Source organism: Actinophytocola sp. (assembly GCF_045807065.1).
Taxonomy (GTDB): Bacteria; Actinomycetota; Actinomycetes; order Mycobacteriales; family Pseudonocardiaceae; genus Actinophytocola.
The window spans coordinates 1-25,106 of the sequence record NZ_JBJMIE010000576.1; the positions used below are offsets into that span (position 1 = coordinate 1).

25 protein-coding genes are annotated in these 25,106 nt (G+C 71.7%); 13 read left to right on the forward strand and 12 right to left on the reverse strand.

Annotated features, from left to right (window positions below; translation table 11 throughout):
* Positions 1-627 (reverse strand): aconitase family protein (locus ACJ73U_RS33780; protein WP_407781806.1); only part of this gene is annotated, 627 nt, incomplete at its 3' end.
* Positions 628-729: 102 nt separating this feature from the next.
* Between ACJ73U_RS33780 and ACJ73U_RS33785 the strand changes: the two genes are divergently transcribed.
* Positions 730-1,095 (forward strand): VOC family protein, encoded by a 366-nt coding sequence (locus ACJ73U_RS33785; protein WP_407781807.1) that lies wholly within the window; start codon positions 730-732, stop codon positions 1,093-1,095.
* A gap of 156 nt (positions 1,096-1,251) precedes the next feature.
* On the opposite strand, the gene ACJ73U_RS33790 is transcribed toward ACJ73U_RS33785, so the two are convergent.
* Both ACJ73U_RS33790 and ACJ73U_RS33795 read right to left on the reverse strand, forming a co-directional pair.
* On the reverse strand, positions 1,252-2,754 hold the full coding sequence (locus ACJ73U_RS33790) for a proline-rich domain-containing protein (protein ID WP_407781808.1): 1,503 nt from the start codon (positions 2,752-2,754) through the stop codon (positions 1,252-1,254).
* Complete coding sequence (locus ACJ73U_RS33795; protein ID WP_407781809.1) at positions 2,751-3,239, reverse strand: hypothetical protein; 489 nt, start codon at positions 3,237-3,239, stop codon at positions 2,751-2,753. The genes ACJ73U_RS33790 and ACJ73U_RS33795 overlap by 4 nt, the downstream gene beginning before the upstream one ends.
* A 197-nt stretch (positions 3,240-3,436) precedes the next feature.
* On the opposite strand from ACJ73U_RS33795, the gene ACJ73U_RS33800 reads away from it, so the two are divergent.
* Complete coding sequence (locus tag ACJ73U_RS33800; protein ID WP_407781810.1) at positions 3,437-4,717, forward strand: NlpC/P60 family protein; 1,281 nt, start codon at positions 3,437-3,439, stop codon at positions 4,715-4,717.
* Between the two features lie 20 nt (positions 4,718-4,737).
* On the opposite strand, the gene ACJ73U_RS33805 is transcribed toward ACJ73U_RS33800, so the two are convergent.
* From ACJ73U_RS33805 to ACJ73U_RS33820, 4 genes are read right to left on the reverse strand one after another with little or no spacing between them, the layout of a single operon-like run.
* Positions 4,738-5,487, reverse strand: coding sequence for an SDR family NAD(P)-dependent oxidoreductase (locus ACJ73U_RS33805; protein ID WP_407781811.1), 750 nt, complete (start codon positions 5,485-5,487; stop codon positions 4,738-4,740).
* On the reverse strand, positions 5,480-5,980 hold the full coding sequence (locus ACJ73U_RS33810; protein ID WP_407781812.1) for a cupin domain-containing protein: 501 nt from the start codon (positions 5,978-5,980) through the stop codon (positions 5,480-5,482). The genes ACJ73U_RS33805 and ACJ73U_RS33810 overlap by 8 nt, the downstream gene beginning before the upstream one ends.
* Before the next feature lie 9 nt (positions 5,981-5,989).
* Entirely contained in the window at positions 5,990-6,319 is a 330-nt protein-coding gene (locus ACJ73U_RS33815; protein ID WP_407781813.1) for a TfoX/Sxy family protein, read from the reverse strand.
* 8 nt (positions 6,320-6,327) lie between these two features.
* A complete protein-coding gene (locus ACJ73U_RS33820; RefSeq protein ID WP_407781814.1) occupies positions 6,328-6,783 on the reverse strand; it encodes an N-acetyltransferase family protein in 456 nt (151 codons plus the stop codon).
* A 486-nt stretch (positions 6,784-7,269) separates the two neighbouring features.
* Between ACJ73U_RS33820 and ACJ73U_RS33825 the strand changes: the two genes are divergently transcribed.
* From ACJ73U_RS33825 to ACJ73U_RS33850, 6 genes are all read left to right on the forward strand, one after another.
* A complete protein-coding gene (locus ACJ73U_RS33825) occupies positions 7,270-8,340 on the forward strand; it encodes an AAA family ATPase (protein WP_407781815.1) in 1,071 nt (356 codons plus the stop codon).
* A 57-nt stretch (positions 8,341-8,397) separates the two neighbouring features.
* The gene (locus tag ACJ73U_RS33830; protein ID WP_407781816.1) at positions 8,398-9,282 is read left to right on the forward strand and encodes a DUF58 domain-containing protein; all 885 of its coding nucleotides are present in this window, start codon (positions 8,398-8,400) and stop codon (positions 9,280-9,282) included.
* Positions 9,282-10,274: a VWA domain-containing protein gene (locus ACJ73U_RS33835; protein ID WP_407781817.1), complete on the forward strand. Its 993-nt coding sequence runs from the start codon at positions 9,282-9,284 to the stop codon at positions 10,272-10,274. Before ACJ73U_RS33830 ends, ACJ73U_RS33835 begins: the two co-directional genes overlap by 1 nt.
* A gap of 99 nt (positions 10,275-10,373) precedes the next feature.
* Positions 10,374-11,078: a 3-oxoacyl-ACP reductase FabG gene (gene fabG / locus ACJ73U_RS33840; protein ID WP_407781818.1), complete on the forward strand. Its 705-nt coding sequence runs from the start codon at positions 10,374-10,376 to the stop codon at positions 11,076-11,078.
* Between the two features lie 46 nt (positions 11,079-11,124).
* Positions 11,125-11,892, forward strand: coding sequence for an enoyl-ACP reductase FabI (gene fabI / locus ACJ73U_RS33845; protein WP_407781819.1), 768 nt, complete (start codon positions 11,125-11,127; stop codon positions 11,890-11,892).
* 13 nt (positions 11,893-11,905) lie between these two features.
* The gene (locus ACJ73U_RS33850; RefSeq protein ID WP_407781820.1) at positions 11,906-12,946 is read left to right on the forward strand and encodes a ferrochelatase; all 1,041 of its coding nucleotides are present in this window, start codon (positions 11,906-11,908) and stop codon (positions 12,944-12,946) included.
* Positions 12,947-13,040: 94 nt separating this feature from the next.
* Here ACJ73U_RS33850 and ACJ73U_RS33855 read toward each other — a convergent pair whose 3' ends face one another.
* Positions 13,041-13,826: a hypothetical protein gene (locus tag ACJ73U_RS33855; RefSeq protein WP_407781821.1), complete on the reverse strand. Its 786-nt coding sequence runs from the start codon at positions 13,824-13,826 to the stop codon at positions 13,041-13,043.
* A gap of 98 nt (positions 13,827-13,924) precedes the next feature.
* Positions 13,925-14,407: a YcxB family protein gene (locus ACJ73U_RS33860; RefSeq protein ID WP_407781822.1), complete on the reverse strand. Its 483-nt coding sequence runs from the start codon at positions 14,405-14,407 to the stop codon at positions 13,925-13,927.
* Positions 14,408-14,450: 43 nt separating this feature from the next.
* On the opposite strand from ACJ73U_RS33860, the gene ACJ73U_RS33865 reads away from it, so the two are divergent.
* From ACJ73U_RS33865 to ACJ73U_RS33880, 4 genes are read left to right on the forward strand one after another with little or no spacing between them, the layout of a single operon-like run.
* Entirely contained in the window at positions 14,451-15,668 is a 1,218-nt protein-coding gene (locus ACJ73U_RS33865) for a low temperature requirement protein A (protein ID WP_407781823.1), read from the forward strand.
* Between the two features lie 32 nt (positions 15,669-15,700).
* On the forward strand, positions 15,701-16,189 hold the full coding sequence (locus ACJ73U_RS33870) for a signal peptidase II (protein ID WP_407781824.1): 489 nt from the start codon (positions 15,701-15,703) through the stop codon (positions 16,187-16,189).
* A gap of 52 nt (positions 16,190-16,241) precedes the next feature.
* A complete protein-coding gene (locus ACJ73U_RS33875) occupies positions 16,242-17,651 on the forward strand; it encodes a sigma 54-interacting transcriptional regulator (protein ID WP_407781825.1) in 1,410 nt (469 codons plus the stop codon).
* A 43-nt stretch (positions 17,652-17,694) separates the two neighbouring features.
* On the forward strand, positions 17,695-19,632 hold the full coding sequence (locus tag ACJ73U_RS33880) for a hypothetical protein (protein WP_407781826.1): 1,938 nt from the start codon (positions 17,695-17,697) through the stop codon (positions 19,630-19,632).
* Between the two features lie 107 nt (positions 19,633-19,739).
* On the opposite strand, the gene ACJ73U_RS33885 is transcribed toward ACJ73U_RS33880, so the two are convergent.
* A complete protein-coding gene (locus ACJ73U_RS33885; RefSeq protein WP_407781827.1) occupies positions 19,740-20,684 on the reverse strand; it encodes an ABC transporter permease in 945 nt (314 codons plus the stop codon).
* Entirely contained in the window at positions 20,681-23,551 is a 2,871-nt protein-coding gene (locus ACJ73U_RS33890) for an alpha/beta fold hydrolase (protein ID WP_407781828.1), read from the reverse strand. Before ACJ73U_RS33890 ends, ACJ73U_RS33885 begins: the two co-directional genes overlap by 4 nt.
* 273 nt (positions 23,552-23,824) lie before the next feature.
* Here ACJ73U_RS33890 and ACJ73U_RS33895 point away from each other — a divergent pair, with 273 nt between their 5' ends.
* A complete protein-coding gene (locus ACJ73U_RS33895) occupies positions 23,825-24,850 on the forward strand; it encodes a TerC family protein (RefSeq protein WP_407781829.1) in 1,026 nt (341 codons plus the stop codon).
* Positions 24,851-24,854: 4 nt separating this feature from the next.
* On the opposite strand, the gene ACJ73U_RS33900 is transcribed toward ACJ73U_RS33895, so the two are convergent.
* Positions 24,855-25,073, reverse strand: a complete 219-nt coding sequence (locus tag ACJ73U_RS33900; protein WP_407781830.1) for a hypothetical protein — start codon at positions 25,071-25,073, stop codon at positions 24,855-24,857.
* Positions 25,074-25,106: the final 33 nt, after the last annotated feature.

Below are 25,106 nucleotides of genomic sequence, written 5' to 3' on the forward strand. Positions count from 1 at the left end.
GCCGACGCATGAATCCGGGAACGCGACAGGACCTTGCTTGTCCTGGCCCATGAAGACGACCTTAGCCAGGTATTCGAGGTTAACCTGGTGCACGATGCCGGTGCCCGGCGGCACGACCTTGAACTCGTCGAACGCGCTCTGCCCCCACCGCAGGAACTGGTAGCGCTCCTTGTTGCGCTCGTACTCGAGGTCCACGTTGCGCTCGAAGGCGTCCGGCCGGCCGAAGATGTCCGCGATCACCGAATGGTCGATGACCAGCTCAGCCGGGGCCAGCGGGTTGACCTTCGCGGGGTCCCCACCCAGCTCGGTGACCGCCTCGCGCATGGTCGCGAGGTCGACGACGCACGGCACGCCGGTGAAGTCCTGCATCACCACGCGGCCGGGGGTGAACTGGATCTCCGTCGACGGCTCGGCCGACGGGTCCCAGCCGGCCAGCGCGTTGACGTGGTCGGCGGTGGTGTTGACGCCGTCCTCGGTGCGCAGCAGGTTCTCGAGGAGGATCTTCAGGCTGTAGGGGAGCCGTTCCGAGCCCTTGACGGCATCGAGCCGGAACACCTCGTGGGAGGCATCGCCGACCGTGAGCGACTGGCGGGCGCCGAAGGTGTCCTTGCTTTCTGGTGCGGTCACAACCAACTCCATTGGGGCCTGTGGCGGTCAGTTTCGGGAACGCTCTCTCATGGCAAACAGTACGCTTGTCCTGTATTCGGCGCCAAGGGAGGGTCGGCCACCATGCTGCACCACGTACAGATAGCCGCACCGGCGGGCAGTGAAGATCAGCTCCGAGCGTTCTACACAGGCGTCCTCGGCTGGCGTGAGCTGCCCAAACCCCCACTCCTGGCCGCCCGCGGCGGCTGCTGGTTCCAGGTCCCGGGGCACGGCGGCCCGGACGCGGAACTGCACGTCGGCATCGAGGAGGACTTCCACCCCGCGAAGAAGGCGCACCCGGCGTTCGTGGTCGACACAACCGCGACGGCCGCCGCGATCGAGGCCGCCGGCCACCCCGTCCGCTGGGCGGACCCGGCCGAGATCCCGGGTCGCAAACGCTTCCACACCGACGACCCCTGCGGGAACAGGCTCGAGTTCCTCGACGGGTGACGGGGAGCTGATCGGCCATCGCGAGGTCCGCACCTCTGTGTGCGGCCGCCTGGAGCCCTGGCGGGCTGACACCTCGGGAACGCGGTGTGGGCGCGGTCGCACGAGAAAGGCCCGGCACCTCCGCGAGGAAGTGCCGGGCCCTGCGAACCGGGAAACTCAGCTTTCCTTCACGAGGGCGATGACGTCCTCCGGGGTCAGGTCGGACAGGGCGGTCAGGCCCAGCTCGCTGTAGGTGCGCAGTGGGCTGACGTACCACTTGCCGTCGACCTCGGTGGCGACCACGCCGGTGTTCTTCAGCAGGCCGGACGCCAGGTGGGCCAGTGCCTGCTGCATGTCGGCGCTCATGTTGCTGCCGCCCAGCTCTCCGGCGACGTCGCTGGCGCACAGCCGCTGCGACTGGCCCTCACCCTCGGCGGTGTAGCAGTCGCCGTCCTTGGTGACGTGGTAGGTCTCGCCGTCGGACTTGACCTCGATCTCCTTCAGCATCACGCGCTGGCCGCCGGTCTCCGCCTTGGTCGACTCGGTCTCCAGCTTCGTGACCTCCACGCCGGAGGCCGACGGGGTGCCGATCTCGTCCAGCAGGGCCGGACCGGCGTCGTGCAGGGCGCCCATCTCGTCCGGCGGCAGCAGCTCGATGACCCGCTCGGCGTCACCGTTGATCGCGGCCTGCACCATCTCCTTGACCGCGTCGTCCGCGCTGCCGGCGCCCTTGTCCGGGATCGACTTCGACGGCCAGTCCTTGTGCGCGTCCTGCAGCGCGTAGTCGGCGATCGTGTAGAAGAGGCTCGGGTACCACTTGTCGTCGACCTTCACCGTCGCGATGCGGATCGGCTCGCCGGACTCGCGCACGACCTTCGCGATGTCGACCTTCTCGTCGGTCGGCTTGGAGTTCACGCCGTCCGGGAACGCGGCCTGCATGAAGTCGTCGGTGAGGGGCAGCTCGCTGACGTCCGCGTGGAAGGACACCGTGCCGCCGATGAGCTTGGTGATGGTCAGGTGGTCGTTGACCTTCTCCGCGCCCTTCTCGTCGTACCGCAGGTTCGCGGCCTGGACGGACGCCCCGTGCAGCTTGGTCGGGTCGGCGTCCTTCTTGTAGACGTTCAGCTCCTGCAGCCGCTTGGTCGTCTTCGCGTTGAAGTCGACGAGCAGCGACGACTCGGCCGGCGTCAGGCTCTCCAGCACGCCGAGCACGTCACCCTGGCTGAGGCTGTTGACCAGGTTCGACGCGGCCTGCGTCGGGTTGTCCTGGCCGCCGGAACCGGCCTCGCTGCGGTTGAGCACGAAGACCGTCGCGGCGATGCCGACCGCGACCACGACCACCGCGGCGATCGCGCCGATGATCGGGCCCTTGCTCTTCTTCTTGGGTGCCTCGCCGTAGCCGCCGGCCGGCAGGCCGCCGTACTGCGGCTGCTGCCCGTACTGCGGCTGCCCGTACTGCTGCGGGAAGCCCTGCGGGCCCGTCTGCGGCTGCTGCGGAAACCCCTGCGGCCCGGTCTGCGGCTGCTGAGGGAAGCCCTGCGGACCCGTCTGGGGCTGCTGGGGGAACCCCTGCGGGCCGGTCTGCGGGTATCCGCCCTGCTGCGGGTAGCCCTGTTGCGGGTGGCCACCCGGCTGGTTCGGATCCTGCGGCTGCCATCGGCCGCCAGGTGGATAGGTCACGGTTCCCCTCCTGCGTTTTCGGTCGCTCGTCCGCGCCGCCCAGCGAAGATGCCCACGACCCCTGCGAGAGTCAGCACGGCCCCGACCAACGTGGTCGTCGGACCGGCACTCGAGATGCCCAGGCGGACTTCTTCCCCACCACTTACGACGGATGCCGCCCCCGCGATGGTTCCACTGACTATCGCGATCACCGCCGAGATCGTTGCGGCGCAGCGGCGGAATCCCAGCGCGTACACGACCAGGCACAGCGTGCTGACCGGGATGATGAGCGTCCACGCGTCGACGACCAGCGCCAACGGGCTGCCGTCGAGCACCCGGATGGTCCGGATGATCGCGATCGACTCGTAGCTGTCCCGCAGCACGCTGCCGGAGACCACCCAGGGCAGGAACGTGCCCACCGCGACCGTCACCAGCCCGACCGCGGTGAGCGCCGCGCCGGCGAGCCCGACCCCGGTGTGCGGTCGGGTCGCGAGTTTGGTCAGCACCCGGTCATGGTGTCAGCCCTGGTGACGACGGCGGTGGCCACCCTGCGTGTGCCGGATGGGCTCGAAGGGGTGAAAGTTTCCACCGAGGTAGGAGTTCCTGGTGTTGCTGCTGGGAGCGGAGTGTCCACAGTGGCACAGTGACGCGCTGGGCCGCTGTTCACGGCGGTGCTGAACGGCGCGAGGGAGGGTTGTGCACCGTGGGTGGCACCAGACTTCGGATCGTTGTGGCGTCACTGCTGCTCAGCGTCGGCATGGGTGCCGGCACGGCGGTCGCCGCCCCGCCACCGCCGCCGAACCCGAGCGACGGCCAGCTGAGGGCGAGCAAGGCGGACGCGGACGCCAAGGCCACGAAGGTCGGCGCGCTCACCAGCCAGGTCGCCCAGGCCCAGGCCCAGCTCGACCAGCTGCAGGCCGACGTCGAGGCCAAGATGGAGGACGCCAACCGCGCGCTCGTCGACCTGCGGGCCGCCCAGGACGCGGCCGCCCAGGCGAAGGCGGACGCCGACGCGGCCAAGGTCGCCGCCGACAGTGCCGGCCAGGACATCGCCGACGCGCGCAAGGCACTCGACGAGTTCGCCGCCGGCAGCTACAAGCAGGGCAGCGTGATCGGCTCGATGTCGGCGTACATCGGCTCGAAGAGCCCGGACGACCTGCTCCAGCGGGCGCAGCTGCTCGACGCGGTCGCCTCCAGCCAGCTCGACGCGCTGGACGCCATGGAGGTGGCCAGGACCGAGAAGGCCAACAAGGACTCGGCCGCCCGCAAGGCCCTGGACGTCGCGAACCAGAAGCAGGCGGCCGCGCTGGCGGCCAGGGACGCGGCGGCCGCCGCCACCGCCGCCGCGCAGCAGGCGCAGGACAGCCAGGCTTCGGCCACCCAGCAGCTGGAGTCCCAGAAGAACGCGGCGGAGACCCAGCTGACCGCCGCCCAGGCCACCACCGCGGGGCTACAGGGCCAGCGGCAGGCGTACCTGGACTGGCTCGCGGCCAAGCAGGCCGAGGACGCGGCGCAGGACCAGCCCCCGCCAGCGAGCGGCGGCCCGGCCCTGCCACCGGCGAGCGGCGCCGTCCAGGCCGTGATCGCCCGCGCGATGTCCCAGCTCGGCGTTCCGTACGCGTGGGGCGGTGGTGACATCCACGGCCCGACCCAGGGCATCCACGACGGCGGCGTGGCGGACTCCCACGGCGACTACGACAAGGTCGGCTTCGACTGTTCGGGCCTGATGGTCTACGCGTTCGCGGCGGCCGGGAAGTACCTGCCGCACTACAGCGGCTACCAGGCGACCGCGGGCCGGCGCGTGCCGCTGTCCCAGAAGGCGCCGGGCGACATGCTGTTCTGGTCCAGCGGCGGCCACATCCACCACGTCGCGCTGTACATCGGCAACGAGCGCATGGTGGAGGCGCCGTACTCGGGCTCCCACGTCCGCGTCGCACCGGTCCGCTACGGCGGCATCGTCGGTTATGCCACCAGGGTGTTGTGACAGCCGGCCCGGACGCGCGCTCACCAGCTCGGATGGCTGGCGACGCCGCCGTCGACGACCAGGTTGTGGCCGGTGACCCAGGTGGCCAGGGGTGAGGCGAGGAACAGGCACGCGTTGGCCACGTCCGTCGGCGTGCCCAGGCGGGCGAGCGGCGCCGCCCGTCGCCAGCGCTCGACGCCCTCCGGCCAGTCGTCGGCCAGGCCGGGACGGTCGATGAGACCGGGGGAGACGGTGTTGACGCGGATGCCGCGTGCGCCGTACTCCAGGGCCGCGGCGCGTGCGTGCATGACCAGGGCGGCCTTCGCCGAGCTGTAGTGCGCGTGCCCCGGCGCGGGCTGTGCCGCCTCGATCGACGCGATGTGGATGACCGACCCGCCGGTCATGACCTCGGCCGCCGCCTGCGTGCACGAGAACGCACTGGTCAGGTTCGTCTCCAGCACGGCACGCCAGCTCTGCACCGCCATCCCGGGCAACGGCTCGACCGGCTGGATGCCGGCGTTGTTGACCAGCGTGTCCAGCCGGCCGCCCCAGCCCACGACCGCGCGCACCAGGTCCTGGCAGGCGCCGTCGGACGACAGGTCCGCCTCGAGGGCCACCGCCGCCCCGCCGGACGCCTCGATCTCCGCGACGACGGCCGCCGCCCGCGTCGCGCCGCGGTGGTAGTGGACGGCGACCGCGCTACCGGCCTCGGCGAACCGCAGCGCGATGCCGCGCCCGATGCCGCCGCTGGCCCCGGTCACCAGCGCCACCGTGCCGGTCAGGTCAAGCATCCGACATCCGCACCGGCGCGTCCGGACGGCACAGGTCCCGGATCCGGTCGGCCTCGGTCGGGTACCGGGCGCACAACGCGTCGACCTCGCCGCCCTCGTAGTCCGACGGAACGAACCCGGGGGCCATCGTGGTGCCGCACAGCGCCCACCGCCCACCGGCCGCCACCCGCGCGCCCATCCACGTGCCGGCGGGGACGGCCAGCTGAACGGTGGGGCCGCCGAGCACCTCGACCCGCGCCTCGCCGGACGGGAACAGCAGCAGCAACTCCACCGGGTCCCCGCGGTAGAAGTGCCACACCTCGTCGATGGGCAGCCGGTGCATGGCCGAGAACAGGCCGTCCGCCACCGAGAACAGGATGATGATCGCCGAGCCCGCGGGCCGTCCGGTCTCGTCGACCGGTCCCGCCCAGGTCCGGCGGAACAACCCACCCTCCACCGGCAACGGCTCCAGCCCGTACTGGGCCGCGATGTCGGCCAGCTCTTCGCTCAGCACGGCACGAAGCTACTTGCCCGGCAACGAGCGCGCGAACGAGACGCCGCGGTCCACCCACTCGGCCAGCCGGGCGTCGTCGTCGAGGACGCCCGGGTCGACCCGCAGCCAGCCACGCATCTCGCGGCCGCCCATGATCGCCGTGTGCACGTGGTCGTCGAGGAGGTCCGGCGCGTCCTCGGGGTCGACGCGCACCAGCAGCCCGCCCCTACCGCTGGCCGTCACGGACATGTTGCCGTCGACCAGGAACGCCAGCCCGCCGAACATCGGCTTCTCGTCGACGCCCTTCTCGGACGCGACCAGCTCCCGGATCCGGTCGGCAAGCTCGCGGTCGTAGGCCATGCCGACGATTATCGCAGCCCCTTGACCATCGTGGTCTGTCCCGCGACCGCACCGACCGGCACGTAACCGTGGCGGGTGTACAGCGCGACCGCGGCGGTGTTGTCCGGGAACACCGCCAGCCGGACCGAGGCCGCGCCGGTCCGCGCCGCCCATGCCTCGACCTCCGCCAGGAGCCGCCCCCCGACGCCGTGGCCGCGTGCCTCCGGCGCCACCCACACCGACCGCAGCTCGCACCCGTCCGCCCCGGGCACGCCCCGCGCGACGCCGACCGGCCGGTCACCGAGGAACGCGACGACGTTGTGCGCGCCCGGCAGCGCGAGCCGCGCCCGCCACTCGTCCTCGCCGCCCCGGTCCCAGTCGGCGAGCCCGACCCGGAACGCGTGCGGGGCATCGGCCAGCGCCGCGAGCCGAACCACCCGCCAGACCGCCCAATCGTCGAGCGTGAGGACACGCAGAGTCACCACGCCACCGATAATCACACGTGCGGGTCTCACCGCGGTGATCATCGCCGGAAGGCGCCTGTCCGGACTGGACAAGCCGGGCGAGAGGGAAAGACGCCGGGAACAGGCCGCGAACCGCCGAGCGGAGCGAGGCAATCCAACCCGTGAACGGCCGCCGGCGTCTGGACTGAGTGAGCAGCGGAGGCGACGGGAGCGAAGCGACCCTCGCTGAGCAGCGCAGGGAGGGAAGACGCCGGATACAGGCCGTGAACCGTCGAGTGGAGCGAGGCAATTCAACCCGTGAGCGGCCGCCGGCGTCTGGACTGACGAGCACGAAGGTTCCTGCGCGAGGAACGAGCCCAGGAACCTTCGCGCGCAGGAGGGAAGACGCCGGGAACAGGCCGCGAACCGTCGAGCGGAGCGAGGCAATCAAACACAGCTCACAGCCGTCATACCGCTTGTCCGGTTGCCTGATAGCTGCAGAAGCAGAGCTTCATGAGGAGGAATCGAGTGACCGAGCCGGCGGAGTCGGTGAACGGATCGGGGAGCGACGCGCCCGTCAGCACACCGGCCCGGGACGCCCAGCTGCTCGAACGCACCGTGTTCGAGGTCAAGCGGGTCATTGTCGGGCAGGACCGGTTGGTGGAGCGCATGCTCGTCGGTCTCCTGTCCAAGGGTCACCTGCTCCTCGAAGGGGTTCCCGGCGTCGCGAAGACACTCGCCGTGGAGACGTTCGCCAAGGTTGTCGGTGGGTCGTTCACGCGTGTCCAGTTCACGCCCGACCTGGTGCCGGCCGACATCCTCGGTACGCGCATCTACCGGCAGGGCAGTGAGAAGTTCGACGTCGAGCTGGGACCGGTCGTGGCCAACTTCGTGCTCGCCGACGAGATCAACCGCGCGCCGGCCAAGGTGCAGTCGGCCATGCTCGAGGTGATGGCCGAGCGGCACGTGTCCATCGGCGGCGAGACCTTCCCGATGCCCGACCCGTTCCTGGTGCTGGCGACCCAGAACCCGATCGAGAACGAGGGCGTTTACCCGCTCCCGGAGGCCCAGCGCGACCGGTTCCTCTTCAAGATCATCGTGGACTACCCGACCGCGGAGGAGGAGCGCGAGATCGTCTATCGGATGGGGGTGACCCCGCCGGCGCCGCAGCAGGTGCTGAGCCCCGCCGAGCTGGTCCGCCTGCAGGAGGTCGCCTCGCGCGTCTTCGTGCACCACGCCCTGGTCGACTACACGGTCCGCGTGGTCCTCGCGACGCGCACGCCCGCCGAGCACGGCCTGCAGGACGTGTCCGGCTGGGTCGCCTACGGCGCCTCCCCGCGTGCCAGCCTGGGCATCGTCGCCGCCTCGCGGGCGCTCGCGCTGATCCGCGGCCGCGACTACGTGCTGCCGCAGGACGTCGTGGACGTGGTGCCGGACGTGCTGCGCCACCGCCTCGTGCTGTCCTACGACGCGCTCGCCGACGGCGTGCCGATCGACCACATCGTGTCCCGCGTGCTGCAGACCGTGCCGCTGCCGCAGGTCTCCGCCCGTCCGCAGTCGGGCGGGGTGCAGCCACCGCCGGTCGGGGTGGGCCGCTAGTTGAGCAGAGAGAAGGAGCGGCCGGGCTGGGCGCCTCCGATCCTCCAGGGCGATCGGATGGAGCACGGTCTCCGGCTGCTCGAACTGGACGTGCGCCGGCGGCTCGACGGCCTCCTGCAGGGCAACCACCTGGGCCTCGTGCCCGGTCCCGGTTCCGAGCCGGGGGAGGCCCGCATCTACCAGCCCGGCGACGACGTGCGCCGGATGGACTGGGCGGTCACCGCGCGCACGACCGAGCCGCACATCCGGGAGACCGTCGCCGACCGCGAGCTGGAGACGTGGCTCGTGATCGACCTGTCCGCGAGCCTGGACTTCGGCACCGCCGCGTGCGAGAAGCGCGACCTCGTGGTGGCCGCGACCGCCGCGGTCGCACACCTCACCGGCGGGGGCGGCAACCGCATCGGCGCGATCATCTCGACCGGCGCGAAGACCACCAGGATCCCGGCCAGGGGCGGTCTCGCGCACGCCCGCGGCCTGGTCCGCAAGGTCGCCGAGACGCCGCGTGCGCCGGAGGGGACGCGGGGTGACCTGCGGGAGGCGATGGAGCAGCTGCGCCGCCCGCCCCGCCGCCGGGGCCTCGCCGTGGTGATCTCCGACTTCCTGGGTGAGATCGACTGGCAGCGCCCGCTGCGGGGTCTGTCCACCCGGCACGAGCTGATCGCCATCGAGGTGCTGGACCCGCGGGACGTGGACCTGCCGGAGGTCGGCACGGTCGTGCTGGCCGACCCCGAGTCCGGCCGCCAGCGCGAGGTGCACGCCTCCGCCCTGCTGCGCCGGGAGTTCGCCGCCGCGGCGGCCGAGCACCGGGCGAACGTGGCGGCCGCCGTCCGCGGCGCCGGGGGCGGGCACCTGGTCCTGCGCACCGACTCGGACTGGATCGCCGACACCGTACGTTTCGTCGTCGCCCGCAAGCGGCGCTGGTCGGGGGGAGGAGTGGCCTGATGTTCGGCCTCAGCTTCTCGGGCTTCACGGCGCCGTGGTGGTTCCTGCTGCTGGTCGTGGTCGCGCTGATCCTGGTCGGCTACGTCGCGGTGCAGCGGATGCGGCACCGGCGCATCATGCGGTTCACCAACCTGGAGCTGCTGGACCGGGTGGCGCCCAAGCGGCTCGGCTGGATCCGGCACGTGCCCCCGGTGGTCCTGGTGATCGCGCTGATGCTGCTGACCACGGCGATGGCCGGCCCGACCGCGGAGCAGCGCGTGCCACGCAACCGGGCGACCGTGATGCTCGTGATCGACGTGTCCCTGTCGATGGAGGCCACCGACGTCAAGCCGAGCCGGTTGAAGGCCGCGCAGGACGCCGCGAAGGACTTCGCCAACGGCCTCACCCCGGGCATCAACCTCGGCCTCATCTCCTTCGCCGGCACGGCGAGTGTGATGGTCTCGCCCACGACGGACCGCGCCAGCGTCGCCAAGGCCATCGACAACCTGCGGCTCGCCGAGTCGACCGCGACCGGCGAGGCGATCTTCGCGGCACTGCAGTCGATCGAGGGCTTCGCCCAGGTCGTCGGTGGTGCCGACGGTGCGCCGCCGGCCCGGATCGTGCTGATGAGCGACGGGAAGCAGACCGTCCCCACCGACGACGGCGACGACCCGCGCGGCGCGTTCACCGCGGCACGGGCCGCGCGGGACGCGAAGATCCCGGTGTCCACGATCTCCTACGGCACCACCGACGGCTCGGTCACGATCGACGGCAAGAGCCAGGCGGTGCCGGTCGACGACGAGTCGATGAAGCAGATCTCGGAGCTGTCCGGCGGCGAGTTCTACAAGGCGGCCAGCGCGGACGAGCTGCACCGCGTGTACGACACGCTGGGTGAGCAGATCGGCTACGAGACCAAGGACGCGGACGCCAGCAAGCCGTGGCTGATGCTGGGCACGCTCGCGGCGTTGCTCGCGGCCGGCAGCGCCCTGCTGATCGGTCAACGTCTGCCGTGACCGTGCTGACAGTGGACTAGAGCCGCGTAGGGCGTTGTCGGTGCGGACGGATAGCCTGCCTGGGAACTCGGAAGGCTGCACCGGCAAGGAGTTGTGGAATTGGGCCGCTCAGTACTGGTAACAGGGGGTAACCGGGGGATCGGCTTGGCCATCGCCAGGGCGTTCGCTGCGCAGGGGGACAGCGTCGCGGTGACCTACCGGGGCAAGCCGGCGCCGGAGGACCTGTTCGGCGTGCGTTGCGACGTGACGGACACCGGCCAGGTCGACGCCGCGTTCAAGGAGATCGAGGAGAAGCAGGGCGCCGTGGAGGTGCTGGTGGCCAACGCCGGCATCACCGACGACACGCTGCTGATGCGGATGTCCGAGGAGCAGTTCACGAAGGTCCTCGACGCCAACCTGACCGGCGCGTTCCGGGTCGCCAAGCGCGCCACCCGCGCGATGCTCAAGGCCCGCTGGGGCCGGATGATCTTCATCTCGTCTGTGGTCGGGCTGACCGGTGGCCCCGGCCAGGTCAACTACGCGGCCAGCAAGGCCGGCCTGATCGGGGTGGCCCGCTCGATCACCCGCGAGCTGGGCGGCCGCAACATCACCGCGAACGTGATCACGCCCGGCTTCATCGCCACGGACATGACCGACGCGGTGTCCGAGGAGCGCAGGCAGACGATCCTCGCGAGCGTCCCGGCCGGCCGCTACGGGCAGCCGGCCGAGGTCGCCGCGGCCGTCACGTTCCTGGCCTCCGACGCCGCCGCGTACATCAACGGCGCGGTCGTGCCGGTCGATGGCGGGCTCGGGATGGGGCACTGACAGACTGACGTCCGTACCGAACCTGATCAGCCTGGAGGATGGCTTCGTGACCGGTCTGCTCGAGGGTAAGCGCCTGCTCATCACCGGTGTCATCACCGACGCGTCAATCGCTTTTCACGCGGCGAAGGTCGCGCAGGAGGAGGGCGCGACCGTCGTCCTCACCGGGTTCGGGCGGATGAGCCTGGTGGAGCGGATCGCCAAGCGGCTGCCGTCCCCGCCGCCGGTCATCGAGCTGGACGTGCAGAACTCCGAGCACCTGGACACGCTGGCCGACCGCGTGCGCGAGCACGTCGACGGGCTCGACGGCGTGCTGCACGCGATCGCGTTCGCGCCGCAGACCTGCCTGGGCGCGCCGTTCCTGGACGCGCCGAAGGGCGACGTCGCCACGGCGGTCGAGGTGTCGGCGTACTCGTTCAAGTCGCTGGCCGTGGCGGTGCTGCCGCTGCTGTCGCGGGGCGCGTCGGTCGTGGGTCTCGACTTCGACGCGCGGGTCGCGTGGCCGGCCTACAACTGGATGGGCGTGGCGAAGGCGGCGCTGGAGTCGGTCAACCGCTACCTGGCCCGCGATCTCGGCGAGCGCGGCATCCGCGTGAACCTCGTGTCGGCCGGCCCGCTGAAGACGATGGCCGCGAAGTCCATCCCGGGCTTCGGCGACCTGGAGAGCGGCTGGGGCGACCGCGCGCCGCTCGGCTGGGACGCCGAGGACGCCACGCCCGTCGCCAAGTCGATCTGCGCGGTGCTGTCCGACTGGCTGCCGGCCACCACCGGCTCGATGATCATGGTCGACGGCGGCGTGCACGCGACGGGGCAGTAGGACGGGGAGCCGGATGGACGCGTTGCTGTGGCTGTCGTTCGGCGGCCCGGACAGGCCCGAGGACGTGCGGCCGTTCCTGGAGAACGTGACCCGGGGCAGGGGCGTTCCGCCGGAGCGGCTCGACGAGGTCGAGCAGCACTACCTCGGGTTCGGCGGCGTGTCCCCGATCAACGCGCTGAACCGCGCCGCGATCTCGGCGGTCGAGGCGGAGCTGGCCGAGCGGGGCATCGACCTGCCGGTGTACTTCGGCAACCGCAACTGGCACCCGATGGTCGAGGACACGCTCGCCCAGATGGCCGGGGACGGGGTTCGCTCCGCCCTGGTGTTCCCGACCAGCGCGTACGGCGGGTACTCGGCGTGCCGGCAGTACGACGAGGACATCGCCCGCGCGCGTGCGGCGGTCGGCGACGGCGCCCCGGAGCTGACCAAGCTGCGGCACTTCTTCGACCACCCGCTGTTCGTCTCGGCGTTCGCGGACGCGGTCCGCGTGGCCGCCGAGGGGCTGGGGGAGTACCGGCTGGTGTTCACCGCGCACTCGGTGCCGGTGTCGGCCGACGCCGCCTCGGGCCCACCGGACTCGGGTGGTCACCGGTACTCACGGCAGGTGGCGGAGGCGGCCCGGCTGGTGGCGGCGGAGCTCGGCGTGCGGGAGTACGACGTGGTGTGGCAGTCCCGGTCGGGGCCGCCGCAGGTGCCGTGGCTGGAGCCGGACATCCTGGACCACCTGGATGCCCTGCACGGCAAGGGGGTGCCGGCCGTGGTGCTGTGCCCGGTGGGGTTCGTGAGCGACCACCTCGAGGTCGTGTGGGACCTGGACACCGAGGCCGCCGAGAAGGCCGCGGAGCTGGGCATGGGCTTCGGCCGGGCGGTCGCGCCGAGCGGGGACCCGCGGTTCGCGCAGCTGGTCGTGGAGCTGGTGCGGGAGCACCTGTCGGACGCGCCGGTCCGCAAGCTGTCGGACTTCCCGGTCGCGGGCTGCACGGTGAACGGGGCACCCTGTGCGGTCGGCTGCTGCGAACCGGCCGCCCGAGCGGGCCGCCGGCGTCTGGACTGACGCGCGCAGGAGGAAAGGCGGCCGGGTACAGGCCCGCGCGGTAAACGCGGGCCGCCTCGGTGTTCAGGAGGGAAGACGCCGGGAACAGGCCCGCTCAGTGCGCATCGGAGACGTCGAGGGCGCGGACCGCTTCGGCGACCGCGGCGGTGCGGGCCGTGCGGACGGCGTGGAACAGCGGGCGCAGCGCCTCGGCACGCTTGAGCGCCGACGACGCCGACAGGGCGCCACCGGGCTCGTCCTCCATGGCCAGCTCCAGGATCGCCGAGACCTCGGCGGCCCGCTGCAGCACCCGCAGCGCCCGCTGCGGCATGCCCTCCGGCCACCGGGCCTTGCTGCGTTCGGCGACCCGGGCCTGCAGCTCCTCGCGCACGCCGGCCCGCTGCTTGGCGACACCGAGCTCCAGCAGTATGCCGGCCGCGACGCGCATGGCGCCCGTCAGCTCGTGCTCCGCCTCGCCGAGCGGCACGTTCGGCGACGGCGCGGTCCGGTCGATCTCGAACACCGTCCAGCGGACGATGCCCTCACCGATCCGCTCCGGCACGATGCCGATGCCGTTCAGCACCACGGCCTCGCCGGCCCGTAAGGCCTCCGACGCGAACTGGCTGGCGCCGCCGAGGCCGCGCACGTCGCCGGGAACCGGCATGACCAGCTCCGCGTTCTCCGCGCCGGACCGGCGCAGTGCGGCGAGCAGCGCCGCGGGCGACCCGCCGGCCTCACCGCGAAGAGGGATTTCCAGGGTGGAGGCGAGCCGCTCGTCCGCGGCGACCACCTCGTGCAGCTCGGCCCAGTCCTGGAGGGCGTCGAGCACATCGTCGGCGGCGGCCGCGCCACTCAGCCAGGCTGAGCTCCACACCGCCAGAGTCGCGCTGGGGGATGACACACGGCAAAGGTTACGCGACGAAGTTCAGCCGACTTCCGGGGTGGGGTTGATGTGTGGATCTGCCTCGCTCCGCTCGGGGTTGACCTGCCTGGCGCCGCTCAGCGCTTCGAGGGTTCGCCCAACAGCTCACGCAGCAGGTCGCGGAACCCGTCGAGGTCCTCCTGCTCGCCGAACGCGCGGGCGGGCACCGGGAACAGCGCCGACCCGCCGGTGCGCAGCACGAAGTTGTGCCGCGTCTCCACCCAGCCCGCCATCGTCGGCCAGCGCAGGTCGGTGTACGCGGTGCCGTCGACGGTCATCATGCGGAAGGACTGGGTGTCGACGGTCGCGGTCACCGTCGCCGCCGCGGCCGGGTTGCGCCGGAACTGGCTCCAGACCGCCACCATCGGCAACGCCACGATGATCAGCGCGCACAGCAGGCCGAAGAAGCCGGGCACCGGCTGCCCGGCGACCAGGAGCACGACCGCCAGCGCGCCGAGGCCCAACCCGAACCACGGCGCCCACCGGTACACCGGGTACACGGCCCGCAGCGCGTCGTTCCAGTCCGACGGGGTCGGGTCCCACCGCAGCTCGAGCGACATGCTCCTCCTCCGCGCCCAGGAGTGGATGGGCGAGACTGTGCGCATGTCACAACCAGCCCGGGTACGGGTCGAAAGGCTACGGGAAGCCAGCTCCGCGACGACCCTCGAACTGTTCTTCGACCTGGTTTTCGTGTTCGCCCTCACCCAGATCACGGCGCTGATGGCGGAGGACCCCACCGGGCGTGGTCTGCTGCGCGGCACGCTGCTGATGATGGTGGTCTGGTGGTGCTGGGTCGGCTACTCGTGGGTGTCCAACGTGGTGAAGGCCGACGAGGGTCTCGCGCGGGTGGTGATGCTCGTCGCGATGGCGACCATGTTCCTGGTGGCGCTCGCGATCCCCGAGTCGTTCGAGGACATGCCGGGCGGGCTGCACGGCCCGACCGTGTTCGCGTTCGGCTACCTCGTGCTGCGTGCGGCGCACCTCGCGTTGTTCTGGCTCATCAGCGGCGGCGACGCGGGCCTGCGCCACCAGATCGGCCGCTTCGCGCCCACGATGATCGGCGGCACCGCCCTGCTGCTGCTCGCCGCGAACACGTCCGGCACCGCGCAGCTGCTGCTGTGGCTGGCCGCGGTCGTCGCCGACTACGGCGGCACCCTGGCCATCGGCGCGCGTGGCTGGCGCCTGAACTCCGCGCGCCACTTCGCCGAGCGGCATGGGCTCATGGTGATCATCGCGCTGGGCGAGTCGATCGTGGCCATCGGTGTGGGGGTCACCCACCTGGCGATCTCCTGGCCGATCGTGATCGGCGCGATCCTCGGCCTCGCGGTGTCGGCGAGCCTGTGGTGGGCCTACTTCGACACGGCGGCGCTGCTCGGCGAGCACGCGCTGAGCAGCGCCGAGGGCCAGCAACGGGTCTCGATGGCCCGGTCGGCCTTCACCTACCTGCACCTGCCGATGATGCTCGGCGTCGTCATGCTGGCCCTGGGCCTCAAGAAGGTCCTCACCTATGTGGGTGACGGCGAGCACCACGCACTGTCGGACGCCCTGTACGGCGCACCCCTGTGGGCGATGTACGGGGGCACCGCGGTGTACCTGCTGGCCCACGTCGGCTTCGCGTGGCGCTGCTACCGGGCGTTCAAGGCGTACCGGCTGGTGGTGGCGGTCGCGCTGGTCGCCCTCGTGCCCCTGGTCGCGAACCTGCCCGCCCTGGCGAGCCTCGGCGTGCTGGCCGTCCTGCTGGTCGCACTGAACGCCGTCGAGTCCGTCATGTTCCGGACGGCCCGCGACGAGGCCCGCCACGGCGATGGCGAACACCACTAGCGGCTCGCGCCGACCCCGTACGCTGACGCCCGATGGACACCACCCCCGTACGCAGGCTCCCGCTCGCCCTGGTCATCGCGGTCGTCGTGGTCCTGCTCGACCAGGGCACGAAGCTCTGGGCCGAGCGCACGCTCACCAACCACGCACCGATCCCGGTGCTCGGCGACCTCCTGCGGTTCCGCCTGCTGTACAACTCGGGCGCGGCGTTCTCCATGGGCGAACACGCCACCTGGATCTTCACGATCATCACCGCGGTCGCCGCCGGGTGGCTGCTGTGGGCCGTCACACGCCCCCAGCCGACGGCGCGGCTGGTCGGCTTCGCCCTGCTCCTGGGTGGCGCGACGACGCACCTGGGTGACCGGCTGTTCCGCGCTCCCGGCTTCGCCCAGGGGCACGTCGTCGACTTCATCGACTACAACGGCTGGTTCGTCGGCAACGTCGCGGACATCGTGCTGTTCTGCGGCGCGGTCTGGACCGTCCTGTTCGGCCTGCGCGCCCCCGAGACCTCGACGAGTCACTAGCTGGAGCCACTCCACGTCGACTGATCGCGAGAACGTCCGTAACGTTGTAATCGTGACAGGCGCTGTACCCACCCCACCCCAGAATCTCCCACGCACCGCGGGGGAGCTGCGCGCGGCCGACCACGTCCCGCGCGGAGTGAAGACCGAGATCCGCGACAACCTGCTGGCCGCGTTGCGCGCGGGGCGCGACCCGTGGCCGGGCATCGTGGGCTTCGACAAGACCGTGCTGCCGCAGCTGGAGCGGGCGCTGCTGGCCGGCCACGACGTCGTGCTGCTCGGTGAGCGCGGCCAGGGCAAGACCCGGCTGCTGCGCACCATGGTCGGCCTGCTCGACGAGTGGACCCCCGTCATCGAGGGCGCCGAGCTGGGCGAGCACCCGCTCGACCCCATCACCCCCGAGTCCCGCCGGCGCGCCGCCGAGCTGGGCGACGACCTGCCGGTCGCGTGGCGGCACCGCTCCGAGCGGTACGCCGAGAAGCTCGCCACCCCGGACACGTCCGTCGGTGACCTCATCGGCGACGTCGACCCGGTCAAGGTCGCGCAGGGCCGCACGCTCGGCGACCCCGAGACCATCCACTTCGGACTCGTGCCCCGGTCCCACCGCGGCATCGTGGCCATCAACGAGCTGCCCGACCTGGCCGAACGCATCCAGGTGGCCCTGCTGAACGTCATGGAGGAGCGGGACATCCAGGTCCGCGGCTACACGCTGCGCCTGCCGCTCGACGTGCTGCTGGTGGCCACCTCCAACCCGGAGGACTACACCAACCGCGGCCGCATCATCACGCCGCTGAAGGACCGCTTCGGCGCCGAGGTCGTCACGCACTACCCGCTGACCGTCGAGGCCGAGGTGGACGTGATCCGGCAGGAGGCCGAGCTGGTCGCGGAGGTCGGCGACGAGCTGCTGGAGATCCTGGCCCGGTTCGTGCGCAACCTGCGCGAGTCGAACGCCATCGACCAGCGGTCGGGCGTGTCCGCCCGGTTCGCGGTCGCGGCGGCGGAGACGATCGCGGCCGCCGCGCTGCGCCGGTCCGCGCTGGTCGACGAGCACCCGGCCGTCGCCCGCCCGATCGACCTCGAGTCGGTGCCGGGCGTGCTGCGCGGCAAGCTCGAGTTCGAGTCCGGCGAGGAGGGCCGCGAGAACGAGCACCTCGTGCACCTGCTGCGCCGCGCGGTCGCCGAGACCGCCAAGGACCGGTTCGCCGGGCTCGACCTCCGGCCGCTCGTCGACACGGTCGTGGACGGCCACCTCGTCGCCACCGGCGAGCGCGTGTCGGGTACCGAGGTCCTGGAGGCACTTCCCGAGCTGCCGATCCTGCACGAGGTCGCGTCGCGGCTGGGGGTGTCGCCGAACGACAGCCCCGGTCGGATCGCCGCGGCGGTCGAGCTGGCGCTGGAGGCGCTGTACCTGCGCCGCAAGCTGGCGAAGGACTCCGACGAGGGAACGACGGTCTACGGGCCATGATGAGCGGAGCTTCCCGGCGCCGCGCAGCGGGCGAGGAGGTGGCATGAGCCGCTTCACCTACGGCAGGTACTACGACGGTCCCGACCCGCTCGCGCCCCCGGTCGACCTGCGGGACGCGCTGGACGCGATCGGGCGGGACGTCATGGACGGCCGGTCGCCGAGGTCCGCGCTGGAGGAGCTGCTCCGGCGCGGCACCCGGAACTCGGCCGGCCTCGACGAGATGACCCGCAAGCTCTGGGAGCGGCGGGCCCAGATCCAGCGCCGGCACAACCTCGACGGCACGCTGCAGCAGGTGCGGCAGCTGCTCGACGAGGCGGTGCGGCTGGAGAAGACCGCGCTGTTCCCGGACCCGGACGACGACGCCCGGTTCCGCGAGGCGCAGCTGGACGCGTTGCCGTCCGGCACCGCGGCGGCCGTGCGTGAGCTGTCCGAGTACGACTGGCGGTCCGACGAGGCGCGGTCGAAGTACGAGGAGATCCGCAACCTGCTCGGCCAGGAGCTGATGGAGTCCCGCTTCCAGGGGATGAAGCAGGCCCTGCAGGACATGCGGCCGGAGGACACCGAGCGGATCCGCCAGATGATGGCGGACCTGAACGAGCTCCTGCTGTCCCACCTGCGCGGCGATGACACGTCGGCGCAGTTCGCGGACTTCATGAGCAAGCACGGGGAGTTCTTCCCGGAGAACCCCCGCAACACCGAGGAACTGGTCGACGCGCTGGCCGCCCGCGCCGCGGCCGCGCAGCGCATGATGAACTCGATGTCCGAGCAGCAGCGCGCCGAGCTGTCGGAGCTGATGGCGAACGCGTTCGGCGACCAGAGGCTGATGCAGCAGGTCGCGACGCTCGACGCGAACCTCCGCGCGCTGCGTCCCGGCGAGGACTGGACAGGCTCGGCGCGGTTCCGCGGCAACCAGCCGCTGGGCATGGGCGAGGGCGCCGAGGCGATGGCGGACCTCGCGGAGCTGGACGCGCTGGCCGAGCAGCTGTCGCAGTCCTACCCCGGCGCCCGGCTGGAGGACATCGACCTGGAGGCGCTGGAACGCCAGCTCGGCCAGGAGGCACGCGTGGACGCGCGCCGGCTCGCGGAGCTGGAGCAGCAGCTGCGTGCGCAGGGCCTACTGGAGCGAGCACCCGACGGTTCGCTGCGCCTCTCGCCCAAGGCGCTGCGCCGCCTGGGCGAGACCGCGCTGAAGGACGTGCTGACCGCGGCCCGCAACGCCGGCCAACGCGACTCGATCCTGTCCGGCGCGTCCGGCGAGCCCACCGGCGCCACGCGCCCCTGGGAGTTCGGCGACTCGTCCCCGTGGGACACCTCACGCACGATCCGCAACGCCGTCCTGCGCTCCGGCCCCGGTCCGGTGACGCTGGACGTGGTCGACGTGGAGGTGGTGGAGACCGAACAGCGGTCCCGCGCGGCCGTGGCCCTGTGCGTGGACACGTCGTGGTCGATGGTCCAGGACGGCCGCTGGGTCCCGATGAAGCGCACCGCGCTGGCCCTGCACCAGCTGATCACCACGAGGTTCCGCGGCGACGCGCTGCAGCTGATCACGTTCGGCCGGCACGCCCAGACGGTCGAGCTGCCGGAGCTCGTCGGCCTGGAAGGGGTGTGGGAGCAGGGCACGAACCTGCACCACGCGCTCCTGCTGGCCGGCCGCCACCTGCGCAAGCACTCCGACGCCCAACCGGTGGTCCTGGTCGTGACGGACGGCGAGCCGACCGCCCACCTCGAACCGGACGGCGAGGCGGAGTTCTCCTGGCCGCCCGAGCCGCGAACCCTCCGCAAGACCATCGCGGAGGTGGACGCCCTGGCGAAGCTCGGCGCCTCGGTGACCGTCTTCATGCTGGGCGACGACCCACAGCTGGAGAAGTTCGTCGACCTGGTGGCCCGCCGCAGCGGCGGCCGCGTGGTGGCCCCCGACGTGGACGGCCTGGGCGCCGCCGTGGTCGGCGACTACCTACGCACCCGCCGAGGCCGCCGCTGACCCGCGTGTCCAACCAAGCGGAACCGTGAGTTCGACGAATCGTGCCGCCGGTGATCCGGCGGCACGACTCGTCGTCGGTCAGGAGCCGGACACGTCGCGGGCGCACTTCACGAGGTGATGTCCTTCGTCCGGAACCGGCGCGCCGCCAGGAGGCCGAAGACCGCCGCGTAGGTGACCGACGCGAAGGCGCCCTTGGCCATGTTCGACCAGTCGATGTCGGTCGAGATGAGGTCCGACCACGCGAACGCGTAGTGCGTCGGCAGGTAGTTCCGCAGCCCCCCCAGCGCCGTGATCTGGTCCAGGATGGACGACAGGATCGCGATCAGCACCGTCCCGCCCACCGCACCCAGCGGCGCGTCCGTGGACACCGTCAGGAACAGCGCCACCCCGGCCACCCACAGCAGGTGGATGGCCAGGTAGATCACCGTGAACAGCAGTGCCAGCATCGAGTCGCCGAACGAGATGGCGTCGCCGGTCGGGGACAGCGCCTCGTGCGGGCCGTAGAAGATCAGGCCGACACCCAGCGACATCGCCGGCAGCAACGTGATCGCGAACAGGGACAGCAATGCCGACGCGATCGCCTTCTGCCGCATCAGGCGGTGCCGCGGGATCGGCATGGCCAGCAGGTACTTCAGCGACGACCACGACGCCTCGCTGGCGATCGTGTCGCCGAAGAACAGCGCCACGATCATCGGCAGCAGGAAGCTGGAGACGGCGAACAGCACGAACACCACGAAGTTCGGCGCGGACGACGTCGCCAGGTCCACGAACCCGCCCGACCGGTTGCCGCCCGAGTCCGTGCCGAACTCGAACGCCGCCCACAGGATCCAGGGCAGCGCCACGAGGAACGCCAGCACCAGCTGCACCCGGCGGCGCCGCAGCTGGCGGACCAGCTCGACCCGCAGCCGCAGCGTCCGGACGGCGCGGTATCCCGCGACCGACCCGTCCGCCTGGACCCGGGACTCCTCGTGCGACGCGGCCTCGGCGAGCTGCTCGATGGCCGCCTCGTCGGTGTGCACGCCATCCAATGACTCGCTCCGCTCGCGGCTCACGACGACTCTCCAACCAGTGCGAGGAACGCGTCTTCCAACCGCCGCCGCGGCCCGGCCTGCTCCACCGCCACACCGGCGCCGACGAGCTTCGCCAGTGCCTCGGCGCGGGGGAGGCCGTCCAGGTCCGCGTGCACCTGGTTGCCCTCGATCTCCACGCCCTCCACGCCGTGCACCGACCGCAGCACCGACGCCGCCTCCTCCGGGCGGTCCACCCGGAACGTGGCCTCGCCGCCACCGCCGACGATGTCGTCGACCAGACCCGACGCGACCAGCTTGCCGTGGTGCATGACCACCACGTGGTCACACGTCTGCTCCACCTCGGCCAGCAGGTGCGAGGACACCACCACGGTCCGCCCGGTCGAGGCGTACCGCCGCAGCACGGCCCGCATCTGGTGGATCTGCGGCGGGTCGAGCCCGTTGGTCGGTTCGTCGAGCACCAGCAGGTCCGGCAGCCCGAGCATGGCCTGCGCGATCGCGAGCCGCTGCCGCATGCCCTGGCTGTAGGTCCGCACCCGCCGGTGCACCGCCTTGCCGAGGCCCGCGATCTCCAGCGCCTCCTCGAAGTGCGCCTTGTCCAGCGGCCGGCCCGTCGCCGCCCAGTACAGCTCCAGGTTCGCCCGGCCGGACAGGTGCGGCAGGAACCCGGCACCCTCGACGAACGACCCGATCCGGGACAGCACCGGCGCACCCGGGTACACCTTGTGCCCGAACACCCGGATGGAGCCGCCGGTGGGCTGGATGAGCCCCATCAGCATCCGCAGCGTGGTGGTCTTGCCGGCGCCGTTCGGGCCGAGCAGGCCCAGCACCTGGCCGGCGGCCACCCGGAACGACAGGTCGTCCACCGCGGTCACCCCACCCGGGTACCTCTTCGACAGCCCCTCGATCACCAGCGGCACGCCGTCGAGGGCGGGGTCGTGGTCGGTGGCCCGGCGCCGGCGCAACCCGCCCCAGACGGTCGCGACGACCACGAGGCCGAGCACGATCCCGATGCCGACCAGTGGGCCGGCCGGCGGGCCGCTGTCCGAGCGGGTGCCGGACACCACCGGCACCTCGACGGCCGCGTCGTCCGCGACCGAGATCCGGTACGCGGCGGCCTGCGCCGGCGTCGCGTACGCCTGGTCGGTGGTGCTGACCACCAGCTCGATCCGGTGGTCGGCCTCGACGGGCCGGACCACGGCCGGCAGCGTCACGGTCACGTCCACCGGGCTGCCGTCCGCCGGCAGCGCCGGGATCCGCAACGGCGACACCGCCGAGCCCGGCAGGACCCGGGACGAGCCGTCCGTCGCGACGTCGTACAGCTTCGCGAACAGCACCGCGCCGCTCGAGGCCGCCGCCTGCGGGATCGCCGAGACCCGCAGCGTCACCCGGCTGGCCCCGGCGATCAGCAGCTGCGACGACAGCGACGGGCTCGCGAACCGCGCCGCCTGGCCGGGCAGGTCGATCGACAGCTGGTTGGCCAGCCGCGACGACGTGCCGATCGTGGCGCCGAGCCCCGGCAGGCTGCTGATCGACGCCGGGTTGCCGCCGGGCGGGTTGACGACGGTCTGCTCGGGCCCGTAGACCCGCACCGACCGGCGCTCGGTCGCCGCGTCGCCGCGCAGGCCCGGGTAGGCGTTCGCGGTCACGGTGCGCACCGACGGCGCGCCCTGCACCCGCAAGGCGCCCTGCACCGCGTACTCCAGCCCCTGGCCGGGATCGGCGCCCCGGCCGCGCAGGTGGAAGTCGAACCAGTCGGCGATCTCGCCCCGCAGCTCCGGCCCCGGCTTGCCGCCGTCGTGCCCGCCGGTGTACCAGACGACCTTCACCTTGCCGCCCGCCGCGGCGATCTGCCGCGCGTTCGCGTCCGCCTGGTCGAGGCCGAACAGCGTGTCCTGCTCGCCCTGCACCAGCATGGTCGGCTGGGTGATGTTCTTGGTGACGGCCGCCGGGGACACGGACTTCAGCAGGTCGACGGTCTGCTGGCTGGCCCGCCCGGTGGTCGCCACCTCGGTGTAGGCCGCGCAGAACTCCGGGCGGAACCGGCCGCACGGGCTGACCGCGGCCGCCCGCGGGGCGGTGCCCTGGCCGCCCCGCGCGGTGGGTGCCGCGCCGGTGGCCGGGGTGCCGCTGGAGGCGGACGCGTTGCTGTCGTCGCCGGAGTTGCCGGGCTCGACGGCGTCCGCGGACGGGTCGAGGCCACCGCCGCCCGCCGCCCCGGACGCGAAGAAGATGCCGGCCCACGACCTCTTGAACACCCCGTCCGGCCCGAACGCGTTGGCCGCCGGGGTCGCCGGCGGCGTGCCGGTGCTCGCCGAGTTCGGCAACAGGGCCTGGCTCAGGTCGTTGTAGGTGATCACCGGCGCGAGCGCGTCCACCCGCTTGTCCGTGCCCGCGAGCAGCAGCGACAGCGAACCGCCGTAGGACCCGCCGGTCACGCCCACCTCCGGGTCGTCAGGGCCGTCCTTGGCCACCTCGGGCCGCTCGCCGAGCCAGTCGACGATCCTGGACGCGTCGGCGACCTCGTAGCGGATCGAGTTCAACCCGATCTGCCCCTCGCTGCGACCGAACCCGCGTGCCGAGTACGCGAGCGCGACGAACCCGCGCTGCGCCAGCTCGCGGGCGTCCCCGTCGACGCTCTGCTTCGACCCGCCGAACCCGTGCGCGACGATGACCGCCGGCGCCGGCGTGTGTTCCGGCAGGTAGAGGGTGGCGTCGAGCCGGACGGGTGCCCTGTCGCCCGGCCCCTGGGCACCGGTGAGCGTCAGCTCGCGAGTGTGGACCGCGGGTGGCTCGTCGCCGCTGTTCAGCCAGACCAGTCCGCCGGCGAGGGCGAGCACGACGACCAGCGTGGCCGCGGCGGTGCGTGGTCGAGGGCGTGGGATGCGCACCCTGAGAACGTATTGGACGGTTCCTGAGAGTGCCTGAGAACCCTGGCGGATACGTCCTGTTCGCCCGATGTGACGGAGGACAACCCGTTTTCGACTGGTGCGAATCGGACTCAGCCCCGACAATGGACGGAGGTGGAGGGGAGTATTCCTTCGCGGCGGCGTCGTCAGCACGGACCTGGATGATCAGGGCCCGGCGCCTCCGGCGGGTGACGAGCCCGCGGAAGAGACCTCCGGTTTTGGCCTGTATATGCGCTTGAACCGGAGGTTCTGTGGATGATGGTTCCCGTCTGGGTGTGGTTGGCCACGATCGGTGGTCTCCTCGTGCTACTTGCCATCGATCTGGTGGTCGTCGATCGCAAGCCACACGAGGTCACTGTCGGTGAGGCCGGGCGCTGGGTCGCCTTCTACGTCACGTGTGCCGTGCTGTTCGGCCTCGGCATCTGGATGTTCGCCGGCGGCACCCATGCCGGTGAGTACTTCGCCGGCTACATCACGGAGTACTCGCTCTCCGTGGACAACCTGTTCATCTTCCTGGTGATCATGTCCGCCTTCAAGGTGCCCACGATCCACCAGCACAAGGTGCTGCTCGTCGGCATCCTGCTGGCCCTGGTGCTCCGCGGCGTGTTCATCGCCGTGGGCGCGGCGGCCATCTCCCAGTTCAGCTGGGTGTTCTACGTGTTCGGCGCGTTCCTCGTCTACACCGCCGTCAAGCTGTCGGGGTCCGGGCTCGGCGACGAGCACGAGGAGGAGTACCAGGAGAACCGGGTCACCAGGTGGGCGCGGAAGCTGTTCCCGGTCACCGACGAGTACCACGAGGCGAAGGTCTTCACGAAGGTCGGCGGCCGGCGGTTCGCGACCCCGCTGTTCATCGTGATGATCGCGATCGGCTCGGCCGACCTCATGTTCGCGGTGGACTCGATCCCGGCGATCTTCGGGCTGACCAAGGAGCCGTTCCTGGTCTTCGCGGCCAACGCCTTCGCGCTGATGGGCCTGCGGCAGCTGTACTTCCTGCTCGGCGGCCTGCTTCGGCGCCTGGTCTACCTGTCGGTCGGCCTCGCGGTGATCCTGGGCTTCATCGGCGTGAAGATGATCCTGGAGGCCCTGCACACCAACGCGTTGCCGTTCCTCAACGGCGGCGAGCCGCTGCACGTGCCCACCATCGGCATTCCGCTGTCCCTGTCCGTGATCATCGGCGTGCTGGTCGTCACCGCGGTCGCGAGCCTGGCGAAGACCCGCCGGGACGAGCGGAAGGGCGTCGGCGAGGCCGAACGGGAAACCGCCGCCGACCGCGCGAGCTGATCGCTCACGCCACCTCGACCAGGTCGTAGTGCGCGTGCAGCTCGGTCCAGGTGGCGTGGTGCCAACCGTCCGCCGAGTGGTAGACACCGTCGGTGCCGGGCACCCAGGTGCGCATCCGGGTGTCCCGGACCGCGGGGAGGTCAGCGGGCTCGGGGGTCGTCCCGATCTGCGCGACCAGCCACACCCGCGGACGGTTCGGCAGGTCTCTGTCTGTCTCGTTCATGGTGCACTCCCAGGTCTGTGATGTGACTCACTA

Coding starts and splice junctions, on each gene's coding strand:
- ACJ73U_RS33815 (WP_407781813.1), bottom strand. CDS start 6,319: ATGGCCTACGACCGCGAGCTTGCCGACCGGATCCGGGAGCTGGTCGCG.
- ACJ73U_RS33860 (WP_407781822.1), bottom strand. CDS start 14,407: ATGTCGCTCGAGCTGCGGTGGGACCCGACCCCGTCGGACTGGAACGAC.
- ACJ73U_RS33865 (WP_407781823.1), top strand. CDS start 14,451: ATGTCACAACCAGCCCGGGTACGGGTCGAAAGGCTACGGGAAGCCAGC.
- ACJ73U_RS33900 (WP_407781830.1), bottom strand. CDS start 25,073: ATGAACGAGACAGACAGAGACCTGCCGAACCGTCCGCGGGTGTGGCTG.
- ACJ73U_RS33835 (WP_407781817.1), top strand. CDS start 9,282: ATGTTCGGCCTCAGCTTCTCGGGCTTCACGGCGCCGTGGTGGTTCCTG.
- ACJ73U_RS33870 (WP_407781824.1), top strand. CDS start 15,701: ATGGACACCACCCCCGTACGCAGGCTCCCGCTCGCCCTGGTCATCGCG.
- ACJ73U_RS33785 (WP_407781807.1), top strand. CDS start 730: ATGCTGCACCACGTACAGATAGCCGCACCGGCGGGCAGTGAAGATCAG.
- ACJ73U_RS33805 (WP_407781811.1), bottom strand. CDS start 5,487: ATGCTTGACCTGACCGGCACGGTGGCGCTGGTGACCGGGGCCAGCGGC.
- ACJ73U_RS33850 (WP_407781820.1), top strand. CDS start 11,906: ATGGACGCGTTGCTGTGGCTGTCGTTCGGCGGCCCGGACAGGCCCGAG.
- ACJ73U_RS33895 (WP_407781829.1), top strand. CDS start 23,825: ATGATGGTTCCCGTCTGGGTGTGGTTGGCCACGATCGGTGGTCTCCTC.
- ACJ73U_RS33880 (WP_407781826.1), top strand. CDS start 17,695: ATGAGCCGCTTCACCTACGGCAGGTACTACGACGGTCCCGACCCGCTC.
- ACJ73U_RS33830 (WP_407781816.1), top strand. CDS start 8,398: ATGGAGCACGGTCTCCGGCTGCTCGAACTGGACGTGCGCCGGCGGCTC.